20 protein-coding genes, 1 pseudogene and 1 riboswitch are annotated in these 23,540 nt (G+C 35.1%); of the genes and pseudogenes, 11 read left to right on the top strand and 10 right to left on the bottom strand.

All coding sequences use genetic code 11. The features are described from left to right. Positions 1-118: 118 nt before the first annotated feature. The 4 genes from Q1V95_RS15845 to Q1V95_RS15830 all read right to left on the bottom strand — a co-directional run bounded on the left by Q1V95_RS15845 (position 119) and on the right by Q1V95_RS15830 (position 5,070). On the bottom strand, positions 119-3,142 hold the full coding sequence (locus Q1V95_RS15845; protein WP_300675692.1) for an SMC family ATPase: 3,024 nt from the start codon (positions 3,140-3,142) through the stop codon (positions 119-121). 262 nt (positions 3,143-3,404) lie between these two features. Then, the gene (locus tag Q1V95_RS15840; protein ID WP_300675691.1) at positions 3,405-3,698 is read right to left on the bottom strand and encodes a GIY-YIG nuclease family protein; all 294 of its coding nucleotides are present in this window, start codon (positions 3,696-3,698) and stop codon (positions 3,405-3,407) included. 8 nt (positions 3,699-3,706) lie between these two features. Continuing rightward, entirely contained in the window at positions 3,707-4,912 is a 1,206-nt protein-coding gene (gene sbcD / locus Q1V95_RS15835; protein ID WP_300675690.1) for an exonuclease subunit SbcD, read from the bottom strand. Then, positions 4,909-5,070 (bottom strand): hypothetical protein, encoded by a 162-nt coding sequence (locus Q1V95_RS15830; protein WP_300675689.1) that lies wholly within the window; start codon positions 5,068-5,070, stop codon positions 4,909-4,911. The genes sbcD and Q1V95_RS15830 overlap by 4 nt, the downstream gene beginning before the upstream one ends. Before the next feature lie 225 nt (positions 5,071-5,295). Then, positions 5,296-5,400: riboswitch (SAM riboswitch) on the top strand. A gap of 110 nt (positions 5,401-5,510) precedes the next feature. On the opposite strand from Q1V95_RS15830, the gene Q1V95_RS15825 reads away from it, so the two are divergent. Both Q1V95_RS15825 and Q1V95_RS15820 read left to right on the top strand, forming a co-directional pair. Then, complete coding sequence (locus Q1V95_RS15825) at positions 5,511-8,327, top strand: TonB-dependent receptor (RefSeq protein ID WP_300675688.1); 2,817 nt, start codon at positions 5,511-5,513, stop codon at positions 8,325-8,327. A 116-nt stretch (positions 8,328-8,443) separates the two neighbouring features. Beyond that, positions 8,444-8,683, top strand: a complete 240-nt coding sequence (locus Q1V95_RS15820) for a VF530 family protein (RefSeq protein WP_300675687.1) — start codon at positions 8,444-8,446, stop codon at positions 8,681-8,683. 49 nt (positions 8,684-8,732) lie between these two features. Here the strand turns inward: Q1V95_RS15820 and Q1V95_RS15815 are convergent, their stop codons facing one another. The 4 genes from Q1V95_RS15815 to Q1V95_RS15800 form a co-directional block, all read right to left on the bottom strand. Further along, the gene (locus tag Q1V95_RS15815) at positions 8,733-9,113 is read right to left on the bottom strand and encodes a YchJ family protein (RefSeq protein ID WP_300675686.1); all 381 of its coding nucleotides are present in this window, start codon (positions 9,111-9,113) and stop codon (positions 8,733-8,735) included. 16 nt (positions 9,114-9,129) lie between these two features. After that, entirely contained in the window at positions 9,130-9,495 is a 366-nt protein-coding gene (locus Q1V95_RS15810) for a DUF2255 family protein (protein ID WP_300675685.1), read from the bottom strand. A 61-nt stretch (positions 9,496-9,556) separates the two neighbouring features. Beyond that, positions 9,557-11,923 carry an outer membrane beta-barrel family protein gene (locus Q1V95_RS15805; protein ID WP_300675684.1) on the bottom strand — a complete coding sequence of 789 codons (2,367 nt, stop codon included), beginning with the start codon at positions 11,921-11,923 and terminating at the stop codon, positions 9,557-9,559. 152 nt (positions 11,924-12,075) lie between these two features. Beyond that, positions 12,076-12,732 (bottom strand): DUF2625 family protein, encoded by a 657-nt coding sequence (locus Q1V95_RS15800; RefSeq protein WP_300675683.1) that lies wholly within the window; start codon positions 12,730-12,732, stop codon positions 12,076-12,078. Between the two features lie 338 nt (positions 12,733-13,070). Between Q1V95_RS15800 and Q1V95_RS15795 the strand changes: the two genes are divergently transcribed. From Q1V95_RS15795 to Q1V95_RS15780, 4 genes are all read left to right on the top strand, one after another. Further along, positions 13,071-13,520 carry a hypothetical protein gene (locus Q1V95_RS15795; RefSeq protein ID WP_300675682.1) on the top strand — a complete coding sequence of 150 codons (450 nt, stop codon included), beginning with the start codon at positions 13,071-13,073 and terminating at the stop codon, positions 13,518-13,520. Continuing rightward, on the top strand, positions 13,517-14,023 hold the full coding sequence (locus tag Q1V95_RS15790; protein WP_300675681.1) for a GNAT family N-acetyltransferase: 507 nt from the start codon (positions 13,517-13,519) through the stop codon (positions 14,021-14,023). Before Q1V95_RS15795 ends, Q1V95_RS15790 begins: the two co-directional genes overlap by 4 nt. Positions 14,024-14,410: 387 nt before the next feature. Next, positions 14,411-15,247: a hypothetical protein gene (locus Q1V95_RS15785; protein ID WP_300675680.1), complete on the top strand. Its 837-nt coding sequence runs from the start codon at positions 14,411-14,413 to the stop codon at positions 15,245-15,247. Positions 15,248-15,251: 4 nt separating this feature from the next. Continuing rightward, a complete protein-coding gene (locus Q1V95_RS15780; protein WP_300675679.1) occupies positions 15,252-15,602 on the top strand; it encodes a hypothetical protein in 351 nt (116 codons plus the stop codon). 246 nt (positions 15,603-15,848) lie between these two features. Here the strand turns inward: Q1V95_RS15780 and Q1V95_RS15775 are convergent, their stop codons facing one another. Further along, positions 15,849-16,397: a tetratricopeptide repeat protein gene (locus Q1V95_RS15775; protein ID WP_300675678.1), complete on the bottom strand. Its 549-nt coding sequence runs from the start codon at positions 16,395-16,397 to the stop codon at positions 15,849-15,851. Positions 16,398-16,963: 566 nt separating this feature from the next. Here Q1V95_RS15775 and Q1V95_RS15770 point away from each other — a divergent pair. The 5 genes from Q1V95_RS15770 to Q1V95_RS15750 all read left to right on the top strand — a co-directional run bounded on the left by Q1V95_RS15770 (position 16,964) and on the right by Q1V95_RS15750 (position 23,301). Next, a complete protein-coding gene (locus Q1V95_RS15770) occupies positions 16,964-17,980 on the top strand; it encodes a nucleoid-associated protein (protein ID WP_300675677.1) in 1,017 nt (338 codons plus the stop codon). Positions 17,981-18,248: 268 nt separating this feature from the next. Beyond that, entirely contained in the window at positions 18,249-18,611 is a 363-nt protein-coding gene (locus Q1V95_RS15765; protein ID WP_300675676.1) for a hypothetical protein, read from the top strand. Between the two features lie 64 nt (positions 18,612-18,675). Further along, positions 18,676-21,063, top strand: coding sequence for a TonB-dependent receptor (locus tag Q1V95_RS15760; protein ID WP_300675675.1), 2,388 nt, complete (start codon positions 18,676-18,678; stop codon positions 21,061-21,063). Positions 21,064-21,240: 177 nt separating this feature from the next. Continuing rightward, a complete protein-coding gene (locus tag Q1V95_RS15755) occupies positions 21,241-21,804 on the top strand; it encodes a hypothetical protein (protein ID WP_300675674.1) in 564 nt (187 codons plus the stop codon). Between the two features lie 162 nt (positions 21,805-21,966). Continuing rightward, positions 21,967-23,301: a trigger factor gene (locus Q1V95_RS15750; protein WP_300675673.1), complete on the top strand. Its 1,335-nt coding sequence runs from the start codon at positions 21,967-21,969 to the stop codon at positions 23,299-23,301. Between the two features lie 125 nt (positions 23,302-23,426). On the opposite strand, the pseudogene Q1V95_RS15745 reads toward Q1V95_RS15750, so the two are convergent. Next, positions 23,427-23,540 (bottom strand): annotated as a pseudogene (locus Q1V95_RS15745) (DDE transposase); the annotation flags it as partial.

Genomic DNA, 23,540 nt, shown 5'->3' with positions numbered 1-23,540 from the left:
TACTTATATTAAACGAAGTGGCTTTGTCTCACTTAATAAAAATTTTTTGAATTAAATCTTTGTTTGTCTTTGCGTTAAGAAAAAAATATAAAGTCACTCCTTTTTGGAGTGACTTTTTTTATGTGTTAAGTTGGATAAGACTTCCTCTTTCCTCGTCTTTCTCGATGCTTAGTGACATTGGAATACGCTCTTTTAGTTCTTCGACATGGGAAATAATGCCGACGATTCGGTTTTCTTTTTGGAGGTTCATTAAGGTTTCGAAAACCACATTGACAGATTCTACATCTTGCGTTCCGAATCCTTCGTCGATAAAGAAGAAATTCTTTTCGGCTTTTGCATTGGATTGAACGGATTCTGCCAAAGCCAGCGCTAAACTCAACGAAACTTGGAAAGCCTGACCACCAGACAAAGTCTTGACACTTCGACTACGTCCTTCGTTGAGGTAATCGATGATTTCGAAATCGTTGTTGTCATTCAGTTGCAAACTCAATTGATTACGTGTCATTCGGTGGAATCGTTCGTTGGCGTGGTCACACAATTGGCGCAAATAGATGGACGAAACAAATTGTACAAAACCAGCACCTTTAAATAGATTGGTCATGGTTTTTAAGTTGTCTGCTCGTTTAGAAAGTGCGGCTTGCTCTTTCAATAAATCTTCTTTTTTCTTGAATTCTTGTTCCAAACGAGTGATTTCTGCGGCGATTTGGATAGCCAATTTATTGGCTTCTGCAAGTTCGGATTCTTTGGTTTTAAAGAGATTTTCGGTTTCCACGAATTGAGTTTCGTTAAAAGAAAAGTCTTTTAGTTTTTCCTTTAGATTCTGAATTTCGCTTTTTAAAGTTCCATGTTGAATTTTGAACTGCTGAATTTCCTGCTGAATATTTTGCTCGTCCAAATCTTGTTTTAGGATTTCTAAAACTTGGTCAAAGTTGTTAAAAGCTGACTTTGTTAAATTTTCAGTGAGTTGTTTTTGAACTTTGTCAAAATGAGAATTGAGTTCCGAAACTTGTGATAAAACTTGCTCACGCTTCGAGTTTTCTGAACTTAATTGCAGATTAACTTCCTGAATTTCCGTTTGAAGTCGTGTTGCTTTTTGCTCAATTTCGACATTTTCTTGCTTTAATTTTTCAAGCTGAGACTGAATGTCGGTTTCTGTTTTATCAGAATAATCTTGTGGATTCAAATCTCTTAAAAGTGCCGTGTTGCTCGCGATTTTGGTTTTGAATTCGAGGTTTTGGTCTGCAATCGCTTTAAAACGGTCGTTGGCTTGTTGAAGCTTTTTACGTATAAACTCTAATTCTGTTCGCGATTCTTGCAGCGCTTTTTCATAATCTTGAATTTCCTTTTCTTTCGATTGATTTTTCGATTTTAAATCAAGAAATGCGTCGTAATTATCCTTCGAAAATTCTTTCCAAGCGAAGCTTTTTTCGAGTTCCGAAATTTGATTGGTAATGCTATCAATGGAATTCTGAATTAGTTTTCCTTGTTGCGAAACCAAGTTTTTTTCTTGCAAAATCTTATCGACTTCTTTAGTTTGATTTTCTAAAATTTCGATTTGTTTTGAAGAAGCTGAAAGTTGTGTTTCCAAACTTTCTAAATCTTTGCTAACATCTTCAAAAACCGCAATCGATGGATGGTGCTCGGAACCACACAGCGGACAAGCTTTTCCGTCCTGCAATTCGGTGGAATAATGTGAAAGTTGTTTGGAAACTTCTAATTGGTTTTTCTGATTTTGAAGCTTTTCTTTTTCTTCTTTTAAATCTGAAATATCTTTGGAAAGCTTTTCTACATCAAGCTTTTGAAGTTTGTCGTCCAAAGATTTTATGTTCGAGTTATTGTCGACTAAGCTTTTTTGTTCTTTGGCTAAATTTTGTTTTAAATTCTGACTTTTCGAAAACCAATCGCCAGCTTCAATTAAACTTTGCGACGGAATTAACCCAGATTTCAAATCCTGAATCTCCTTTTCCTGCGTTTGGATTTTTGTAGAAGTTGCTTCTTCTTTGCTTTGGAATTCTTTTACAAATTTTTCACCTTCAATAGTTGCATTTTCGTTATCAGTTAATTTTTTCTCGCTTTCCTTAATTAAATAAAGAAATTGTAAATCTTGCTCCAAAACTTTCTGTTGTGATAAAGCATCAATTTTGGGTTGAAGTTCTTTTTTTGAAACTTCAAGTTTGTGAGATTTTTCGCTTAATAATTTATGCTTTTCTTCAACTGATTTCAGTTGATCCTGTGCGGATTTTATCTGAGATTCGGTTCTGGTTTTCTCTTTTGTGTCTTCGTGAAAAAGCTTAAAAGTCGATTGATAAAGATTTAACTGCTTTTCCTTTTTATCGATGCTTTCTTTGTTTTGTTCTAAATCAGCAAAGTCGTTTTCCTTTTTCGAAAGTAATTGAAAATCGGATTTTAGGTTTTTTAATTGTTGGAAATGAACCGAAATTTTATCAAATTCAAGTTTTAAATTTTCTTGAACATTTTTAGCTTGGGTTAAATTCTCTTTTTGCGCAGAAATTTCTTCCTCCGAAATCATTTCAAAACCAGAAAGTTTGCCTTCGAGTTGGTCGAGGTCAGATTGGTTTTTCTTGTTGAGAACCGTTACTTTATCTTGCAAATCGAATCGATAAAGATTGAAGATTTCCTTTATCATATCGGTTCTTTCCTTCGCTCCCAATTCCAAAAACTCCTTGAACTGCCCTTGTGGAATAATTATCGTCCGTTTGAAATTGGTATAATTTAGTCCAATAATGCTTTCAGCATCCGTGTGTTCCAAAGGTTCCCATGTTCCATTTTTGTACTCGTAGAAAATGGAAGAGGCAGGTTTTACATCTTCGAAGTTTTTGGAATTTCGTTTAAACTCTCGTGTGGCACGGAATAATTTGTTTTCGTGATTGACAAAATCAAATTCGATGTAAGAACGATTTGATTTTAAATTCATCATATTATAAGCGCGTTTGTCGCGTGAATTAAGACGTTCCGTTTCGCCATACAACGCAAAAGAAATCGCTTCCAAAATTGAAGATTTTCCCGAACCAACCGCTCCGAAAATCCCGAACAATCCAGCATCTGTCAGATTGCTGAAATCGATACTTTGACGCTCCTGATACGAATAAAGTCCTTCTATAGTTAGTTTTTGTGGAATCATGTTTTGTTTAATTAAAGTTCTCGATACGCTGCGCTACTCGAACTGACGATGTGTTTTAAATACTTATGATAGTTGTTAGTTATGCATTTAATTAAAGTTCTCGATACGCTACACTACTCGAACTGACGTTGTGTTTAAATAGTTTGAGAAACAAAATTTATGTAAATTTTCTTAGTCGGTAACATTGTTACAGGCGTCAGTTCGAGTAGATTTTGAAAAAATCGTATCGAGAACTTTACTATTATTTTTAAATATCATGAAGTTACTTTTTAAAATTCTTTTTTGCAAGATTCGGTAAATCGTCAAATCTGCCATCAATCAAAGCTTGCTTTTTAGCTTTAGACCATTTTTTGATTTTCTTTTCAAAGGAAATTGAAAGATTAATATCTGTAAATTCACAATAATAGACTAAAGTTACGGGTCTTCTCGAATATGTGTAAGATCCAAAATGCTTACCTTCTTGATGTTCCATGAGTCTTTGGTAGACGTCCGAGGTTACACCAACGTAAAAACTGTCATCAGAACAAAGTAATATGTATACATAAGAATTTTGCATAGAAATCTTTATTCTTTCTGAATTTCATTAAACAAATCCATAATCTCGTCGTTGGGTTCTTGGTTAGCGTTTTTGGATTTAAAATAATCCTTGAAAAGTTCTTTTATATCTTGATTAAGATTTATTTCCGTTATTGGCTTCTGCTGAGAATCCTGATTTTTAACTTTCGGAATTAAATGCACAATGCCAGAATGCGATTGATAAAGTAATTTTCGATCTTCGGCTTTTAGAAAAGTTTCACTTTCCAAAGTAAGTTCTACCAAAGTTTCTGGATTCTCGGAAAGCCAAGAAATGGCATTTTCAACGGAATCAAAAGTCTTACGATGAAGTGCTTTTCCAGATTTTAATTCGATTTTTTCAACTGAGACATTTTGATTGGGTTGTGCATCAATAATCGAAACATATTTAGTTTGTCCAGCCTCCGAAAAGCTATATGACAATGGTGAAGAGCTGTAAGTAACTGGTTTTTCTTCTGTACCGATATTTCTATAAGCATGCAAATGTCCCAAAGCAGTATATTGAATTTGATTTGGAATTGCATCCGAAAAAATCATGTCCGCATTACCGATTTTAATTGGTTTTTCACCTTCAGGCTCTTCCAGAAATTCGGCACCGCGCTTGTTCATGTACAAATGCGCCATGAGAAGATTTATACCATTTTCGTCACAGAATTCATCTGCTAAAGATTTCCAGTTTTCGGCTAAAACTTCATTTAGCGCATCTTCCTTATTTTCGCCCAAGTATTGTTTTAACCTAACTTCGTTGGCGTAAGGCGTATGCAAAATGCGGATTGGAAAATCAATTCCATTTATTTTTAACTCAAGAAAACCTGCAGCCGACTTTGAAACTTCAAAATTCTCCAATTCGAATTCCTGAATTTTTGCATTCGGATAACCAACCAATATAATACCACATTCACGCGCCAAAGGATCAGGAGCGTCAATTAAACTTGGTGAATCATGGTTGCCTGAAATAGCTACAACAGGACGTTTTCCGTTGTTGGAAAGTCTTTTTAAAGTTTTATAAAAAAGTTCTACGGCTTCGACGCTTGGATTAAAATTGTCAAATAAATCGCCAGCCACCAAAACTAAATCAACCTTTTGTTGATCAGCAATTTCGACGATTTCGTTCATTGCCGAAACTTGTTCTTCCAATCGGGAGAATCTGTCGAGTCGTTTTCCGAGGTGCCAATCGGCGGTATGTAAAATCTTCATTCTTTGTCGTCTTCTTGCTGGTTTAGTTTGTCGTTAAAGCTTTGTCTAATCTCCTTCAAGCGAAGCTTTCGTTTTTCTTCGGCTTCTTGCGCTTTACGCTTCTTTTGGTCGATTTTCTTTTTGTGTGCTTTTCTGTTAGAATCGGTATTTCGGCTCATTTTTAAAAAATGTTCAGTACGGCTAAGATAGTGAAGTTTAAAAGGAAAATAAAAAGGAAATCCGTAAAACTAAAGTTTTGGTTTTATGTTTTATATGCTTTGGATAGTGTTTTAAATATTTGATTTGCAACACCTTACAATTGATGTGATTTTTGTCATGTTGAAAAATTTTCGGTTAAAAATTTATTCTACCTAAGTTTGCACCATGATTACTAGTTGTTGTCATACTTATTAAGAAAGACGGAGGGATCTGACCCATTGATGTCTTAACAACCTGCCAAAATTTGGTAAGGTGTTACATTCAGCCTTTGAAAAAAGGGAAGATAAGTTGAAATACGATATTTGTCGGGTATTTAGGATACCTGTCTATAATAACTTCTTTCAGCTTTGGCTGGAAGAAGTTTTTTTTTGCTCTAAACTTAAACGTAAATTTTTAAAATATGAAATCTAAAATTAATTTTAATCGAGGAAAACAAGTGGTTGTTACGACAGCCGTTGTTTTCTTTTCAGGAGTTTATTCTATTCAAGCTCAGGAAGTTGCAAAACCAAAAGATACAACTTCTGCTAAACAGATTGATGAAGTGGTAATCGTTGGCTCTAGAAGTGGAGGACGGTCAAAAGCGGACAGTCCTGTGCCTGTGGATGTGTTTAACCTAAAAGCTTTGCAAGAATCATTGCCACAAACTAATATCAACCAAATTCTTAATTCAATCGCGCCATCTTTTACATCGACCATCCAGACCAATGCTGATGGAACGGATCACTTAGATCCTGCACAATTACGAGGTTTGGGACCAGACCAAACTTTAGTTTTGATTAATGGAAAACGAAGACATACTTCTGCTTTAATCAATGTTAATGGTACGCCAGGAAGAGGAACTGTTGGGACTGACCTTAACGCAATTCCTGCTTTTGCGCTCAATAGAATCGAAGTTCTTCGTGATGGTGCATCGGCGCAATATGGATCGGACGCGATTGCAGGTGTCCTCAACTTACAACTGAAACGCGATACTGGAAAGTTGACAGGACAGTTTAATTATGGTGGCTATTTGACGCCTGCTGCTAACGATCATACTGGGAATTATGATGGACAGCAGTTTCAAGTGGATTTGAATTACGGTAACAAAATCGGTAACAAAGGAGGTTTTTTCAACATTACTTGGTCTTCGCAATTCCGTGAACCAACGAGAAGAGCAGGGACAGAAAGTGATCCGATTTACAATGCCTATAACGCTATCGAAAAAAGAGCTGCCGAAAATGGTGTGAACTTGTCGTCTTATTTTAGCAATATTGGACAATTAAAAGGTTCTGCTGGCGAACAAGATTTTGTGAATTTAATACACCAATATGCGCAAGGTGTTAGTTATTTTGGTGGCGAGTTGCAGTCGAAAATCCAATCTGCTAATAATATTTCGGCGCTACAATCTGTACTTAATCCCAATGCTTTTTCAAAAGATCAACTGAATTATTTTACAGATCAAGAGTTGGCATATCGCGGCTTAACAAGAAAAGATTTTAACATGCAAGTTGGACAATCCAAACTTAATAGCCATCAATTGTTTGCGAATATCGAAGTGCCAATATCTGATGATTGGAAAGTCTACACTTTCGGAGGATATTCAACAAGAAATGGTTCGTCAGGAGGATTTTTCAGACGTCCATCACAATCAAGAACTTTTACTGGATTGTACCTTGATGGATATTTGCCTCAAATTGATACAAACATCCAAGATGTGTCTTTGTCAACTGGTGTTAAAGGAAAGTTGGATGGTTGGAATATTGATCTTAGTAATACTTTCGGTCAAAATAGTTTTGATTATACCATTAAAAATACAGGCAATACCAGTTTGAGATTTGCATCGCCGTCGTCTTTTAAAGCTGGAGGTTTAGCATTTTTACAAAACACAGTTAATTTAGATTTTAATAAATCTTTTGATGTTTTCAAAGGTTTGAATCTTGCTTTTGGATTGGAACAACGCCATGAAAATTTCAAAATAAATCCAGGTGTGGAAGCTTCTTACACGGCTTATGATATTTATGGAAATCCACAGACACTGACTTCTGTTAATCCAACAGATTTCTTCGGAAATGCTTTGCCTGGCGGTTCTCAAGTTTTTGCTGGTTTTAGAAATGAAAATAAAACTGACAAAAGCAGAAATTCTTATGCAGCTTACGCTGACACCGAATTTAACTTCACGGACTGGTTGTTGGTGGATGCCGCGTTACGTTACGAGAATTATTCGGATTTTGGATCGACTTTTAACTATAAATTGGCGTCTCGAATAAAACTTACAGATCAGCTAAATTTTCGTTTTGCAGGATCGACAGGATTCCGTGCGCCGTCTATTCATCAGATTTATTACAACACGACTTCGACTTTATTTATCAATGGAGAATTAAAAGAAGTTGGGACTTTTAGTAACGATTCTCAAATTGCAAAAGGTTTTGGGATTCCGAGTTTAAAACAAGAAACTTCAAAATCCGTGAGTGCAGGTTTTACATACAAGATTCCAGCACTTAATTTAAATATTACTGCCGACGCTTATTTCATTAAAATTGATAACCGAATTGTGTTGACGGATCAGTTCTCACGACCGACTGATAAGCAGATTGAGGCAAACCCGAATTTGCTTGCTGTTAGAGACGAGTTAGACAGAGCGAATGTCAACGCGGCTCAGTTTTTTGCCAATTCCATTGATACGCAGACCAAAGGTTTGGATGTGGTGGTAAGTCATAATTATAGAACAGGTGCGTTCAAATTAAATAATGATTTCGCAATTAACCTTACCAAAACTCAGAAAGTTGGTGATATTCATGCTTCTGATTTACTGAAAAAGGCAGGTTTAGAAAATGTTTATTTCTCTGAAAAATCGCGTGTCTATCTCGAAGATTCTGTGCCAAAGGTTAAGGCGAGTCTTTCACATAATTTATCTTGGAATGATTTTAATTTTTACTTGAGAAATACCTACTACGGAAAAGTTTGGGGTGCTGACATTGTGGATGCTAACTTCGATGGAATCACACTTCCAAACGAACATCAATTAATTTCGGATAAGATAATCACCGATTTGTCGATTGGTTATAATATCAACAAGAATTTTAATTTGACAATTGGTGCGAATAATCTATTTGATATCTATCCGACAAAGAATTTGCCTTTCTCTTCTAATAACGATCAATTTGTCTATTCTCGTTCTACATCGCAGTTTGGACAGAATGGACGATATGTGTTTAGCAAGTTAAGTGTGACTTTTTAATGTTTTTCAAAAGCCATCGAGAGTAATTTTCGATGGCTTTTTTATTGAATTAAATAAGAGTCTGTTTAAAAATTTTAATAGGCTCTAAAATTAAAATACTAAATTCGCTCAAAAAAATGGAAACTTCTAAAGATCCACTTCACGGAAAACGCTTGGACACGATTCTCGAAGAACTTCTCGAATACTACAAAGGTTATGGCGAGTTGGGAAAACAAATTAACATTCGCTGTTTTACAGCTGAAAATCCTAGTGTGTCATCTTCGCTAAAATTTCTTCGCAAAACGCCTTGGGCACGTGCTAAGGTTGAGAGTTTGTACTTATATGTTTTGAGACAGAAAAAGAAAAATCTGGAATAAAATTTTAAATATTTAAAAGCTCAAAAAATGTCAAGGCTATTTTACTAATTTAATCACCCATGAAATCTCCTGAAACATAATACCAACGACCTTTCACAGGTTGGAAGTACGAGAATTCGTGATGGACTTGGGCTTTGCCATCTTGGTAAGTATAATGAGCTTTGAACTCGACTTGGTTAAGTGCTGGCGTTCTGACAATTTCTAATTTTGTCCAAGTGTTTATTTCGCCCCATTCTTGAAGTTCGGCTTTATCATGGAATTTATGTTTTGCGGGAAGTGTTGTCTCCCAAAGATAGTCTCCGTTTGGAATCGCGAATGCAGAAAAGCGCGAGCGCATCAAAGCTTCGGCGGTTGGCGCAAATTTTTCGCCTTTGTGATAAGGTTCGCAACATTCTTCGTAGGTTTTTCCAGAGCAGCAAGGACAAATCATGTTTTTAAATTTTGAATTAGACTAAAATGAATTCCATTGTTTTTTCGACATGGCTTTGTTCTGTTATTCCTTTGGCGTAATAAGAATTGTCACCAGAATCGTATTTGTCCAGATAAGCTTGACTAATTTTTTCGTTTAAACTGTCTAAATCCTTAGGAATTTCGGCTTTTATTTTAAAAACTTGACTGCCACATTTTATTTCGCCATTCGGGTCACTTAGAAAAGTGTTGTACCAACTTCTTTCCGCAAAACCCCAAGAACGGGCAAAAATTCTGTTGTCAACTGTTACCATCCAAATTTCAAGAAAAGTGTCGCGCTCGTTTCCTGCTTTTATTCCAATAAGATTATGTGAGTTAATGTATTTGATTGCGTCGTTTTCCATTGTATTAAAATTTTAACCTCAAAAATTGAGTGATGAAATGTACAATTTTATTTCAAAAACCTTATCCTCCCGCTCTGCTTTTTTCTTCGAATTTAACCTCTTTGGTTGCGCCTTTTACGTTGTTATTTCCGAATTTGTAAGTCAGTGAAAGATTAAAACTTCTGCTTATTCCTTTGTAATAATACGCTGAATTGAAATTTTGATAATACTCAACGCCTTTGGAACGCTCGGTATTGAAAACGTCATCTAAAGTCGCATTGATTAATAATTTCTTATCCATTAAACTCAACTTAAATCCAGAATACGCCGAAAATTTGCCTTGGAAAGACGTGTTTCCAACTTTGTTCGGCAAATCGCCCCAAAAACCAAATAAGAATGTGAACGTTTTATCCTTGTTTAAGAAAAAACTATTGTCTAAGCTGTAACTGGCGCCATAACCCGAAAGTTCTGCAATCGCATCAGGAATAAACGACTTTGATTTGGAATAAAATCCGTTTACAAAAATGCTCGATTCCAACCATTTAAATTTATTGAAATTGTAGCTTAGGTTAATTCCTGCCTGACTTTCATTATAAAAATTGAGAACTGTATTGTGCTTTATGCCGTTATCGATAAATTGTATTCTATCGTAAGAATCTTTGTTGTAATTGTAAAAAGCTGTAGCGCTGAAATTACTTTTTAAAACATAAGCCAACTCAAAACTATCTGTGAAAATCGGTCTTAAATATGGATTTCCAGTATTAAATTCAAACTCAGAATTGTAATATTTAAAAGGATTCAAATTATTAAAATAGGGTCGGCTAATTCTCCTTGAATAATTGGCAGAAAAAGTGTGGTCGTCGCTCGGTTTGTAACTGATGTAAGCCGTTGGGAAAAACTTGCCATATTGATTTTCGTTGGTTACATTATCGGTAACCGAAAAACCATTCAGCTTGGTGTATTCGTAGCGCAAACCTGCTTTTGCATCCCACTTTTCATTGATTTTAAAACTTCCAGAAGCGTATGCAGCATAATTTTCTTCATTATAATTAAAAACATTGCTTCGGTCTAAATTCGGTACGAATTCTCCATTCTGAATATCGAAAAAATTAAAATTAGAATTGTTCTCAATTTTCGTGTATTTTACTCCCGTTTCCAATTTTACTTTAGAAATCGTCTTTTCTAAATCTGCTTGCCCAGAATAAATTTTGTATTTGAGAATAGGGTTGGCAAAAGTTGATGCGGTTCCTGAGGTTTCAATGGTGTTATAATAATTGTTAGCGTTGGCATTGTTCATCATCAAGTTGCCCGAAAAACTTAGTTTACCACCCGCAGAATCGATTTTGATATCGTAAAATGCGTTGGCATTGTGAATATTTCTGATGTTTAGATTATCACCATCTGAAAGGAAAGAACGTGCGCCATTTTCATCTAAAATTTTAGTTGAGTTCTTCGCTTTCTCACTGTTTTTATTATGCGAATAATTATAATTGAAACCAATGGTATTTTTGTCATTCAGCTTGTATTCCGCTTTTATGTTACCTCCTTTATTTTTGAAATTGTTAAACCATTGCGAATCGGTATTCCAAAAACCATCATTATTATTGTTGAGATTGTGCGTATAAGATTTTTGATTCCAATAAAATTCGCCTTCCGACAAACTACTGGAAATCGACAATTTTTTACCTTGATAATTAAAAGTGACACCATTTGTGTGCGAAACAGTTGGTTTTCCAAAGTAGTAAGTTCCCGAACTTTGCAGAGAGGCATTCCATCCGAGACTCGTATTCTTTTTTAAAATAATGTTGATTAAACCACTTCTTCCTTCGGCTTCGTATTTTGCGGGAGGCGTGGTTATGATTTCGATTTTGGCGATGTCGTCGGAACGCAAGGTTTTAAGATAATTGATGAGGTCGTCACCAGAAAGATTGATGATTTTATCGTTGACCATCACGGCAACATTGCTTTTTCCCGCGATTGAAATTGCTTTGTCAGTCGTTCGCAACATCGGCGTTTTTCCAAGTGCTTCAAAAGCGTCCAAACCTTGAGCAGCAACAGAATTTTCCACATTAAAAACCATTCTGTCAACTTTTCTTTCGATTAGTTTTTTCTTGGCAACAATTTGTACGCCGTCAATTTTTGTTTCAGTGGATTTTGCTTCCGCGATGGTAATATTTTTTATAATATCACCCATGATATTTACTTTTTCGGAGTACACACTTGTTCCATCTTGGAAAACTTCAAGTTGAAATTCGCCATTTTCTTTGGTGTTTATTTTAAATTTTCCCTCCGAATCGGTAATGAAATAAGATTTGTTTTTTCCTTGGGTTAAAGTAACTTCGGCGTCGCTTATTGATTTTTTGTTCGCATTAGTTATTTGCCCCTCAATACTTTGAGCGTAATAAAACGAAGCAATGAAAAAGTATCCGAAAAGAAATTGTTTGCGCATTATCGGTTTTTATTTCTAATAGGACAATTGAGAAGTTAGGTTTGTTACATTGAATTAAAAAAAATGTTTGCTTTCTTTTTTCGAAAACAAACATGTACATTTAGAAACTTCCTTCTATTCTAAATTCTAAATCAAACTATCTCACAATTTTCTTATTTAGATAATTGCTTTTTAAAATCAATGTTTAAGTGATATTGTTCTTCTACAGAGATTGCTTTTCGAGAATCGTTTTCAATGTTTTTTCCTTCTTTTGTCCATAAAAACGGATAGAAATTAAAAACCTTGTCTCCATTGAGTTTTGAAGTGTCTTCTCTCCAATTTTTCCATCTTAAACCTTTGTATAATTCGTCGAGGTTGTCGGCGTCGTTTAACAATGCGCCACTTCTCACGAAACCTTTGTAGGTTTCATCCAAAAGCATTTGTTGCTCTTCGTTGAGATTGTATTTTGATTTGTCGTCATAAACTTTCTTAATTCTATTGAATAAAGCTTCGTTTTGAGAAATCTTTGAAGAATATTCCGTTAAAAGTGGCGATACTTCTTGAGCAATTTGTTGAAGTTCGTCGCTGGTTTCGGCTGAATTTAAATTGAAAAAAATATTAGAAACGACATCCAATTTCTCACCTGAATAAGCTAAAGCTTCAATTGTATTCGAGAATGTCGGTGCTTCTGGATTGTTGACGATGTCGTTGATTTCCTTTTCGGAATCTCCGATAAGTTGCTTGAATGCAGGAAGATAATCTTCGTTTTTGATTTGCTCGAATGGGGCAGTATGATAAGCTGTATCGAAATTTTGTGTAAGTATGTTCATATTTTTTGTATTAATGTATGATGTACAAAGTACAAGGTATTTCTTTTAAGTGTTAAGATTAATGTTTCAAATTTCAAATCTAGAGTCTTAGTTCTTTAAATTTGATTGTACTTTTCAAAGATAGTGCCCAAATGTGAAATTATGACAAAATTGCGTCCCAGATGGAACGGCATGTTGGAGCTCTTTTTGTAAGGTGGCTTCGGCTCCGCTCAGTGACCTTACAAAAAAGCGACTAATGACAGCTGGAAAAGACGCCCAAATCAAGATCTTTTGTAATGATATTTTTTTAGATTGTAAATTCAGGTTTTGAATTAAAATTCTTTTGCTATTTTTATCCTATGAATCACAATGTTGTTGAGAAAAAAGACTTGCGGAATTTTGTTTTGAAATTGATTTCTGACAAGATTGAAAAATTGGAAAATTTCATTCAGTTTACGATTGAAGCAAGTCGAGATATTAAGAAAACGCCGAAGTATGATAGTATTCGGGAGGAAGCTCAGGAGGAAATCTATCAGCTCCAAAAGCAATTGGCGGGACTATATGCGATGCAGAAGTCCATGGCGAAAGTTGTGAATACGGAGTTTGAAAAGGTGCAGTTGGGCTCGGTGGTTATTACAAATAAAGCACGTTTCTATATTTCGATTTCGTTGGGTGAGTTTTTCTTTGAAGGCGACCGTTTTTATGCGATTTCGGAAGAAAGTCCTTTGGCCCAGAAAATGTTGGGCATGGAAAACGGTGACGAATTTGTTCTTAATAAAATACATCAACGTATTGAAGAGGTTTTATGAAAGTGATTTTAGAAAGTTCCCGCTTTTATCTTCGTGAATTAAATACTGATGACGCCGAATCTTTTTATGCATTAAATGCTAATCCGAATGTTCTAAAATATACTGGTGACAGCGCTTTTGAAACTGTTGAAGAAGCGCACGTTTTTCTATCAAATTATAAGGAATACAAAAACTATGGTTTTGGCCGTTGGGCAATTGTTACTAAAGATACTGGGCAATTTGTAGGTTGGTGTGGATTGAAGTTTCATCCCGAAACTGATGAGGTTGATTTAGGTTTTAGGATTTTCGAAGAATTTTGGAATCAAGGTATTGCCACTGAAACTGCTAAAGCTTGTGTTGAGTATGGATTTTCGGTTTTAAATCTTAAACAAATTATTGGTCGAGCAATGGCGGACAATGTTGCTTCAGTTTCGGTATTGGAAAAGTGTGGAATGCGATTTTCTAAAGATATTCTTTTGGATGGGCAGAAAGCTGTGCAATATTCTGTGACAAATAATAATTAGTTCTTTTTTTTTTTTTTTGATTTTCTAGAGATGTGGTTTATTTTCTCTTGGTTTTGACGATGGCGGAGCTTGATAAATAATCACATTGTATTCACTTGTAGTTATTCAGTTTTTGTTTTTGTTGGATTTGGGTTTTCTTTATTCATTTATCTATTGTTTTTACGTAAAATATCTTCAAATTAACATTTGTTAAATTATTAATTATATAAATTGTTGTGGTTAAAAATATTAATAATTTTTATTTTTAACATTGTTTTGTATGAATTAATTAAATGTAAACGCTTATGATTGTCTTGGATAAAAATGTTAAATTTGTCTAAGAAAGTTAAAGTGTAATTATATATGGAGAAGTTTACGCTGATCGTGAGTTGTTTTGTTTTTAATTCAATGATAGCGCAAGTAGGTATTGACACATCCGAGCCTGATGAAAGTTCAATTTTGGATATGTCGCATACGACAAAAGGATTTTTGGCGCCAAGTATCGCGCTGATTGATAAAAAAGATACAAGTTCAATTGTTGATGCCAAAGACGGTTTGCTGGTTTTTAATACAACCGATACCGAGGATTTTCCGAAGGGTTATTATTATTGGAATTCGTTAACTGAAGAATGGTTGCCATTTGTTAACAAAACCAAAGAAAGATATGATGATGACTCCGACTTGATGTTTGCTTCAATACTTGGATATGGTCCTAGTGGAAGTAAAGATACAGCTCCAAAAAAGTTTTCTCTTGGTGATGTGACGGCTACACAATTTAAGTGTTTCGAAATTTTGGATCAGTTTGTTGGTTCTCAAAAACATTCTTATTGTGGCTACGATTTGGATAAAAATGTGTCATGGGAGACAGCATTTAACCTTACGAAAGCTATCTATGGTTATCTTCCTGTTATTACAACGGATTTTGAATGGGGAAAAATTAAGTCTAATCTCATGGGAATTGGTGGAAATTCTGATAATAATATCTGGATTGGTTATAATGTTATTTCTTATCCTGGTAATCCAATCGAGTTTGCTTGGGTGACTGGAGAAAAGTCAAAAATTAATTGGTCAAACTCATCAACGGTACAAGTAAACTTTGCGGCTGGAACGCCGACGACAACAAGTGGTTGCGTTAGAGTTAGTCCCATAAGCAGTGCAGCTAGAACATGGACCAATGAAGATTGTAGTTTAACATCAAAAGATGGTGTAGGATTTAATTATTTGCTAGTAGAATTTAACCAATAGAAACATGAGGAAATTAATTATAAATGCAGTTGGTGTAGGTTTGATGTTGGGTTGGTCGCATTCTAATGCACAAGTTCAGGTCAATGTCGAAAAAGGTAAAGAAGATTTGTCAGCATCCCTACAAGTGGGATATCGAGGCGTAAAAAAGGGAGTTTCAATTCCGCAAGTAGCATTGACTTCTAAGACAAATTATGCGCCAATCAGAACAGAACCAAAGGAAGGTCTGATGGTGTATAATACCATTATTGGAGAGGAGTTAGGTAAAGGTTATTATTTTTGGTCTAAAGTGAATGGAGGACAGCCTCGCATAATTATTAATAATTTTAGTGTTCATTTCAAAAAAACTTTAGGATAAATATTAATCATTAAAGTAAAGAAATAAATCAACACCGTTATTAACAATTCGAAAAAATACGCCACATTTAATATTATTTTAATAACAAATTAATAAAATTCAATAAATCAAAATCAAAAACATCGACCAATAAATGAAAAGTCAAAAATCAAACGATTGATTAATCATTTCCTCTCAATCCAAAAAACAAAAAAATCCCCAAGAATTAACTTGAGGATTCGTTTCTAAATAAACTAAAAACACACTTTATTTAGCCAAAGCTTCTTTTAATTTCAGAGCATCAGCATTCGTTGGGTCATATTCCAAGGATTTTGCGATGTTCTTTTTTGCTTCATCTTTGTTATTTTCAAATTGTGAGTACGCTACAAAAAAATGAGCGTAGGCCAAGTTTTTCTTACTCGATTCCACATCTTCAGGCTTCACCAAATCAATATATTTTTGATAAGCAGTCGTCGCATTTGGCACATCTTTCAACGATTGGTACACATAACCTTGGCTATAGAAAGAAGGCGCCCAATCTGGCAACACTGTCGACACTTTTTTCCAAGTTTCCAAAGCATTATTCCAATCTTTTGCATCCTGATAGGCAACCGCTAGATTTACCAAAGCATTATTATCTTGAGGATTCGCTTCGACTTGCTTTTTCAGCGTTTCAATCGCTGGATTCGACTGCTGTCGCGCCACTTGCAGCTCCGCAGTTTTCTTCACAGACGTCTGCGCATAACCAAAACTTGTCGCGCCCAAAACCAATACTCCTAATACTAGATTTTTAATGTTCATGCTATTCACTTTCATAACTTTTCTATTTTAAAATTAATATTACTTGTACTTCCAACACAACAAGAATAATTCCAGCCATTCAATCTTGTTTAGAAAACTTTAATATTTTTCTAACATATTAACTATTTACGTAAAAATTTTAATACACTTTATAATACTAAGTCTTGTTTCAATCATTTTTGGGCGTGCCGCTTGCCATCGCTCACCCAAAGCAAAGCGTCGGTCTACGCGCAGTCGCTGTTAATTTTTATGGACGCTAAGCGAAGCAAGGAAATGGTCACTGGGCGGAGTCGAAGTGACGCTTCGGCTCCGCTCAGCGTCCAAAATTAACGAGCTCCAACAATGCGCTTCGCCCTCACGCATCCGTTGACAGATTTCTCAAAAAAAGAAAACCTCCACAAAATTGAAATAGAATTTTAGAACCTACTTAAATCTTATCAAAGAAGTTCTAAATAGGGTAAAATATATTTCGGTAAAATTTTTAAACAAGCTCTTAATACTCAAAAAATATATTTCAGTAGAATTTTAAACAGAATCTTAATTTCTGATTCCTATCTTTGCAATCCTAAAAGTTTATAAACATGTTTTCTAAAATAGTTGTACACAAAGTTGGTAACAAAATCAATGGTGATCCGTTAATCCTTTCTCAGGAAGAGCTAGAGCTGCACGAAGATATGAAGGAGATGTTAGGAAATTACTTCCTTAACGCTTTCAAATCCGAAGAGCAATTTCAGTTTTATAGCGACACTTATTTGGTTAACAATCCTGTGTATAGTTCGGTTGCCGAAATTTTTGAAGACAAAAGCAAATTTCTTTGGGAATCCGAAAACATCGCAAAACATCTTTACGAAGCTGCCGAAAATCCGCGCGTTCAAAATGGCGAAGTTTTCATCGTATTCTTTGATTCCGAAGAAGACCCAGAAGGTGGAAAAATCGACAAAATCGGAATTTTCAAAACCGAAAAAAGAGAAGCTTTCCTCAAAATTTATCCTCAAAACGAATCTTTTGAAGTTGAAAGAGATTTCGGAATCGGCCTTTCAAAAATTGACAAAGCAGCATTGATTTATAATAATGATAAAGAATCTGGTTACATCTTATCCGTTGTTGACAACAACAAAAACGGTGATATGTATTATTGGTTCGAGGATTTTTTAAAAGTAAAACAACGCGACAACGACTTCTTCCACACGCAAGAGACTTTGGCGGTTTACAAAGATTATATCACGACACAATTGCCTCAAGAATTTGAAGTTTCCAGAGCTGACCAAGCGGACTTTCTTAACAAGTCCATTAACTTTTTCAAGGAAAAAGAAGAATTCAAATACGATGATTTCGTCAACGAAATTTTGGTAGACGAACACGTTATCGAAAGTTTTTCAAACTTCAAAACCGATTACGAAAACGATATGCAAGTTAGCATTTCGGAAGATTTCCCAATCAATCAATCAGCAGTTAAAAAGCAACAACGTCACTTCAAATCAGTGATTAAGCTTGACAAAAACTTCCACATATACGTCCACGGCGATCGCGACAAACTAGAAACTGGACAAGACGAAAAAGGTAAATATTACCGTCTTTATTTTGATTCCGAAAAATAATCGTAACAAATTTTAATTTTTAGAGACATATAATAACGATTCAGTTTGTGTATTTAGAAATTTTATCAAAAAAACGTCAGTTCGAGTAAAATCCCAAAGGGAATTTTGTATCGAGAACCGAGTTTTTGAAGATAAAATTCTGTTCTCGATAAAATTTTTCAATATTGCATTTTGAAAAATCACTCGAACTGACGAATTTTATTTCAAAATACACAACATAATTGTTTTTAAATTTATTTAAGTAAATCTTAAAAACACTAACTTTGTAATGATGTTTAGAAAAAACCAACAACAAAAATCAATAATATCCAGTTTTATAGCTGGACTTTATTTGCTGTTGCTTGTTTTTTCGCCTTACTTACATCAACACCATTCCGAATTTCAACTTAACTTTTCTAATTCGAAAGAAGTAAAGTTCGAGAAAAATTCTTTAGAAAAATTCACGAGTGCTAATGACTGTTTGGCTTGTCATTTTTTGACCACCAACCACAGCATCGAACCACTCGATTTTGAATTTTCAACAATCAAAACTTTTTCGGAAAAGCAAGAATTTGCAGTTTTGCGACCAAGCTTTTTCAATTACAATATTACCAGCCTCTATTTGCGAGGCCCTCCCGTTTTTCAGTCATAATAGCAATTAAATTCACTCCATTTGGGTTTTCCCTTTTGGATATGTTATACTGAAATTCAATTTAATGAAAACAATATTCAATCTAATGTTTCTCCTTTTGGGGACAACATTAGCAATGGCGCAATCTAGCTACAAAGTAGAAGGCGTCGTAAAAGATTTTCATGACAAAAGCGCATTGAGTGATGCGACAGTAGTCGTGGGAAGTCTTTCTACAAAAACGGATGCAAAAGGTAATTTTTCAATTTCAAACATCAAAGCTGGGACTTACGAAATCATCGTAACACACCCAAAATGTGACGCTTACGAATCCAAAATAGAACTTAACAAAAATCTACATTTGGAAATTCTGTTGGAGCATCACACCGAAGAAATTGCAAGCATTACAATACATGCACCACACAAATCCAAAGGCGCAATCATCATCAAAACCTTGGATAAAGAAAACATCGAGCGAAATTCCACCGAAAATCTTGGCAATCTCTTGACCAAAATCTCTGGTGTTGGAACTTTGAGAACCGGAAACAGCATTGCAAAACCGATTATCCACGGTATGTACGGCAGCCGAATTTCCATTATCAACAATGGTGTAAAATTGGCAGAACAAGAATGGGGCGTAGAACATGCACCTAATGTTGACATCACCAATTTTGAACACATCGATGTGATAAAAGGCGCTTCCGCCCTCAAATACGGAACGGACGCTGTTGGTGGTGTTGTAGTTTTGGAACCCGAAATTTATAAAAAGAAAGACAGCATCGGTGGAACTGCCAATCTTACAGGAATCTCCAATGGCCGTGGACTCGGCGTTGACCTAAAGGTTTTAAAAACTTGGGAAAATGGTTGGGCGATCAAAACCAATGGAAGCTACAAAAAGCTTGGCGACTTGTCAGCACCTAACTATGGTTTGATGAACACCGGAAGCGAGTTTTCATCTTTTAACTTTACTGTTCAAAAGAATGAATTCAAGCAAGGGATTTCGTTTGACTATTATGTCACGAATCAAAATCTAGGAATTTTCCGAGGTTCGCATGTTGGTAATGACAAAGATTTTTATCTAGCGATGACAGCACCAGAACCTTTGTATATGCGCGATTTTAGTTATTCGATTGACAATCCAAGACAAGAAATCGAACATCATATTGCGAAAGTTTCAGCCTTTAAGCGTTTTGAAAATTTAGGTAAAATATCAGCATCTTATAGCTTCCAATATAATCATAGAAAAGAATATGATCTTCGTCGTGGAGAGCTAAACGCAATCCCGAGTTTGGATTTGGAACTGATTACTAATCAATTCAATATTAATGATCTTTTGGAGCGCGAAAAATGGTCTTTGGAAACAGGAATTGATTTAATGTATCAAAACAATTATTCGAATCCGAAAACCCAAGCCAGACGTTTGGTGCCTAACTATGATAAATATTCTGGCGGTTTGTATTCTATTTTTAAATACAAACTTTTATCAAACCTAAATGTGGAAGCTGGTGCACGTTATGATGTCACCAAATACAATGTTGTAAAATGGTATGACTACAAAGATTGGATGACTAATTATGCACAAGATTTTTCGCAATTTTATGTGCGAACGTATCAAAATCGCGTATTGACAAATCCAATTCTTAACTTCCAAAATTTTTCTTACAATGTTGGAATTGACTGGAAAGCTAGCCCAAATTTCGGAGTGAAATTTAATTACGCAAAAGTAGAAAGAACACCAAATATTGCGGAGCTTTTTGCTGAAGGTCTGCACCATTCTGCCGCCATTATCGAGAAAGGAAATATGCGTTTGCAGAACGAATCTGGACATCAATTCAATTTGTTGATTGACGGAAAAGCTGATGTATTGAAAGGTTTTGATTTTAGTATCAATCCATATTATTTCATCACCAATAATTTCATCAATCAGATTCCGACAGGCATTCAGCAAGCGACACAAGTTGGACCTTTCCCTGTTTGGGAATACCGTCAAATCAATGCAAAAATGTTTGGTGTCGATGTGGATATTAATCTTCATCTGACAGACAACCTTACCTATCGTGGATGTGGCGCTTATCTTTATGGACAAGACACAACCAACGACGAGCCTTTGATCTTGATGATGCCAACCAACTTTAGCAATAGTTTGGAATTTCAACGTAAAGATTGGAAAAATTTCTACGTTAATTTAGAAAACAGAACGGTTTTAAGACAAAATCGTTTCCCGATTCATAATTCAGAAATTACGTTTTATGAAGGAGGTGTCGAAGTAACAAAAACAGTAGATTTTAGCACGCCTCCTCCAGCTTACAGTCTTTGGAACATCCAAGCAGGATTTAATTTAACAAAAAATCTTTCGGCTGGTGTAACGGTTCAGAATCTATTTGACAAAGCTTATCGCGATTATCTCAACCGTCTTAGATATTTCTCAGATGATATGGGACGCAATATTATCATCAATTTCAGATACAATTTTTAGTATCAATATTTCAAATTTTAATTAAACTTTTTTTAACAAATCCGTTGAGCATTTTGAAACTATTATCAAAAAAATAAAATTCTATTCTCGATACAATTTTTCAAAAACACATTTTGAAAAACCACTCGAACTGACGAATTTTACTTCAAAATAAAAAACGGTTTAAAACAAATCAAAATGAAAAACATATTATCAATCAGAACATTAAGCACATTATTCGTATTAACATTATTAAGTTTCAGCATCGTATCTTGTAACCGAGGAAACGATTTCGAAGCAGATGATCTTCCACAAGAAGAACTTACTAATATTGTTTTGCATGTTAAGAATTTAACAACCAATGATGTCCAAGATTATAATTACAGCGTAGGATCTGGCGCGGCGCCATCTCTAAAATTAGAGGACGGTAAAAGCTACGAAGTTACTGCTCAATTCATGAATGGTAGCGAAGATGTAACTAGCGAAATCGAAATGGCAAAAGACGAGCATTTCATGATTTACAACTTTCCAAAATCTGACATCCAATTGGAGCGTCTAGACACACCCAACAAAAAAGGTATCCGTGTTGGTCTAAAAACAAAATGGACAGTTGTAAAAGCAGTAAAAGACTCTTCTCCAAAATTAATAATGACATTAATCCACGAGCCTGCTTCGGCTAACGAAAACCTAAGTGGTACAGCTTGGGGAAGTGTAACTGGTGGCGAGACAGATGCTGAAGCAACTTTCGGTATCACGAACTAAGATATTAATTATCAGTTTTTTTGAAGAAATCTAAGTCAAAACTTCAAAAAGATTAAAATTAACATATTTTATGAGCGATTTGATAAGATTAGTCCCTTGATTAATTTTGCAAATCGCTCTTTTTTGATTATTTTTGCAAACTAAAATTTCAATTAATTAATAATGAACGTTACAGCAAAAAACCATGACGAAGTAAGTGCATTACTTACTGTAACTTTGGATAAATCAGATTACAAAGAAAAAGTAGACAAGACTTTGATTAACTACGCAAAAAATGCGCAAGTTCCTGGATTCAGAAAAGGAAAAGTGCCATTAAGCATGGTTAAAAAACAATATGAAGCTGGTATCGCTTTTGAAGAAATCAACAAGCAAATCTCTGAAGCGCTTAACGCTTATGTTAATGATAACAAATTGAGATTGGTAGGTCAACCAGTTCCACTTCCTGTTAACGAGTTAGACTACAACGCTGACCAAGTAACTGTAGCTTTCGAAGTTGGTTACGAGCCAGAATTGACAATCGATCTTGCAAAATACGAAGCGCCACACTACAAAGTTGAAGCGTCTGACAAAGAAATCACTACAAGTGTAGAAAACATGCAAAAGCGTTTTGCTGAGCGTGTAGAGCAAGACAAAATCGGAAAAGATTCTTACATCGCTCTAGAAGTGAAGCAAGTTGTTGAAGAAGGTGCAGAAGGTGAGCACAACCACGCGCCTAAGCACGTTACAGCTAACAAAGAAACTAAGGCAGTATACGACCTAGTGAAGTCTCTTAAAAAAGACGGATCTGTAAAAGTTTCTAAAGAAGATTTAGTAGCTAAAGAAGAGCTAGCTAAAGAATTAGGTATCACTAAAGACGAAGCTGAAAACATGCACCACAACGAAGTTGAGGTAACTGTTAAAGATATCTACGGTTTAGACTTGGCAGAACTTAACCAAGAATTGTTCGACAAAGTTTATGGTAAAGATGAAATTAAGTCTGAAGAAGAACTTAAAGAGCGTGTTAAAAAAGAATTGGACGAGTACTTCCAACAAAACGCTGACGTACACTTCGTTAACAAAATTTTAGAACAAGTTTCTGAAAAAGAAGAAGTTAAACTTCCTGAAGCTTTCTTAACAAAATGGTTAATGTTCTCTAATCAAAACATCCAATCTGAAGAGCAAGCGAAAGAAATTCTTGAAAACGAGAAAAACCAAATCAAATACCAAATCTTAGAAGGTAAGTTGATGACGCAAAACGAAATTTCTTTAGACTACAACGACATCTTGGCACAAGCTGAGCAGTTGGTTAGAAATCAGTTAGCAATCTACGGTATCCACCACTTATCTGACGAAGAAGTACAAAAATATGCGGTTGAAATGTTGAAAGACGAAAACCAAATCCGTCAAATTTCTTCAGAAGTTGGTATGGCAAAATTAAAAGATGCTATCCTAGATAAAGCAACTAAAAAAGAAACAAAAATCTCTCACGACGAGTTTCTTGAAGAGTTAAAAAAATAATTAAAGTTTTAGACTTTAACCAAAATCCCGATACTTAATAAGTTTCGGGATTTTTTTATTTTGGGCGTGTCCCTCGCTTCCAAAGCAAAACCTCATAGTTTTGGATCAAGAACAAAACCTGGGGACTAAGCAAAAAGATTGGATAATCTAAATAGAAAAAAGGATCTATCTTTTACGCCGCGAAGTTGTAATCTGAAGTTTTTGATTTTGGCATTGAAACTTTCTGCTGAAGCATTTGT

This window comes from Soonwooa sp. (assembly GCF_030151385.1).
In the GTDB taxonomy this organism is placed as follows: domain Bacteria; phylum Bacteroidota; class Bacteroidia; order Flavobacteriales; family Weeksellaceae; genus Soonwooa.
Note: the sequence above shows the minus strand (reverse complement) of the source record. Positions and strands in the feature narration are given on the sequence as shown.

Coding starts and splice junctions, on each gene's coding strand:
- Q1V95_RS15760 (WP_300675675.1), top strand. CDS start 18,676: ATGAAAACAATATTCAATCTAATGTTTCTCCTTTTGGGGACAACATTA.
- Q1V95_RS15775 (WP_300675678.1), bottom strand. CDS start 16,397: ATGAAAGTGAATAGCATGAACATTAAAAATCTAGTATTAGGAGTATTG.
- Q1V95_RS15820 (WP_300675687.1), top strand. CDS start 8,444: ATGGAAACTTCTAAAGATCCACTTCACGGAAAACGCTTGGACACGATT.
- Q1V95_RS15800 (WP_300675683.1), bottom strand. CDS start 12,732: ATGAACATACTTACACAAAATTTCGATACAGCTTATCATACTGCCCCA.
- Q1V95_RS15815 (WP_300675686.1), bottom strand. CDS start 9,113: ATGATTTGTCCTTGCTGCTCTGGAAAAACCTACGAAGAATGTTGCGAA.
- Q1V95_RS15805 (WP_300675684.1), bottom strand. CDS start 11,923: ATGCGCAAACAATTTCTTTTCGGATACTTTTTCATTGCTTCGTTTTAT.
- Q1V95_RS15795 (WP_300675682.1), top strand. CDS start 13,071: ATGAATCACAATGTTGTTGAGAAAAAAGACTTGCGGAATTTTGTTTTG.
- Q1V95_RS15845 (WP_300675692.1), bottom strand. CDS start 3,142: ATGATTCCACAAAAACTAACTATAGAAGGACTTTATTCGTATCAGGAG.
- Q1V95_RS15830 (WP_300675689.1), bottom strand. CDS start 5,070: ATGAGCCGAAATACCGATTCTAACAGAAAAGCACACAAAAAGAAAATC.
- Q1V95_RS15810 (WP_300675685.1), bottom strand. CDS start 9,495: ATGGAAAACGACGCAATCAAATACATTAACTCACATAATCTTATTGGA.
- Q1V95_RS15770 (WP_300675677.1), top strand. CDS start 16,964: ATGTTTTCTAAAATAGTTGTACACAAAGTTGGTAACAAAATCAATGGT.
- Q1V95_RS15765 (WP_300675676.1), top strand. CDS start 18,249: ATGATGTTTAGAAAAAACCAACAACAAAAATCAATAATATCCAGTTTT.
- sbcD (WP_300675690.1), bottom strand. CDS start 4,912: ATGAAGATTTTACATACCGCCGATTGGCACCTCGGAAAACGACTCGAC.
- Q1V95_RS15825 (WP_300675688.1), top strand. CDS start 5,511: ATGAAATCTAAAATTAATTTTAATCGAGGAAAACAAGTGGTTGTTACG.
- Q1V95_RS15785 (WP_300675680.1), top strand. CDS start 14,411: ATGATAGCGCAAGTAGGTATTGACACATCCGAGCCTGATGAAAGTTCA.
- Q1V95_RS15780 (WP_300675679.1), top strand. CDS start 15,252: ATGAGGAAATTAATTATAAATGCAGTTGGTGTAGGTTTGATGTTGGGT.
- Q1V95_RS15750 (WP_300675673.1), top strand. CDS start 21,967: ATGAACGTTACAGCAAAAAACCATGACGAAGTAAGTGCATTACTTACT.
- Q1V95_RS15840 (WP_300675691.1), bottom strand. CDS start 3,698: ATGCAAAATTCTTATGTATACATATTACTTTGTTCTGATGACAGTTTT.
- Q1V95_RS15790 (WP_300675681.1), top strand. CDS start 13,517: ATGAAAGTGATTTTAGAAAGTTCCCGCTTTTATCTTCGTGAATTAAAT.
- Q1V95_RS15755 (WP_300675674.1), top strand. CDS start 21,241: ATGAAAAACATATTATCAATCAGAACATTAAGCACATTATTCGTATTA.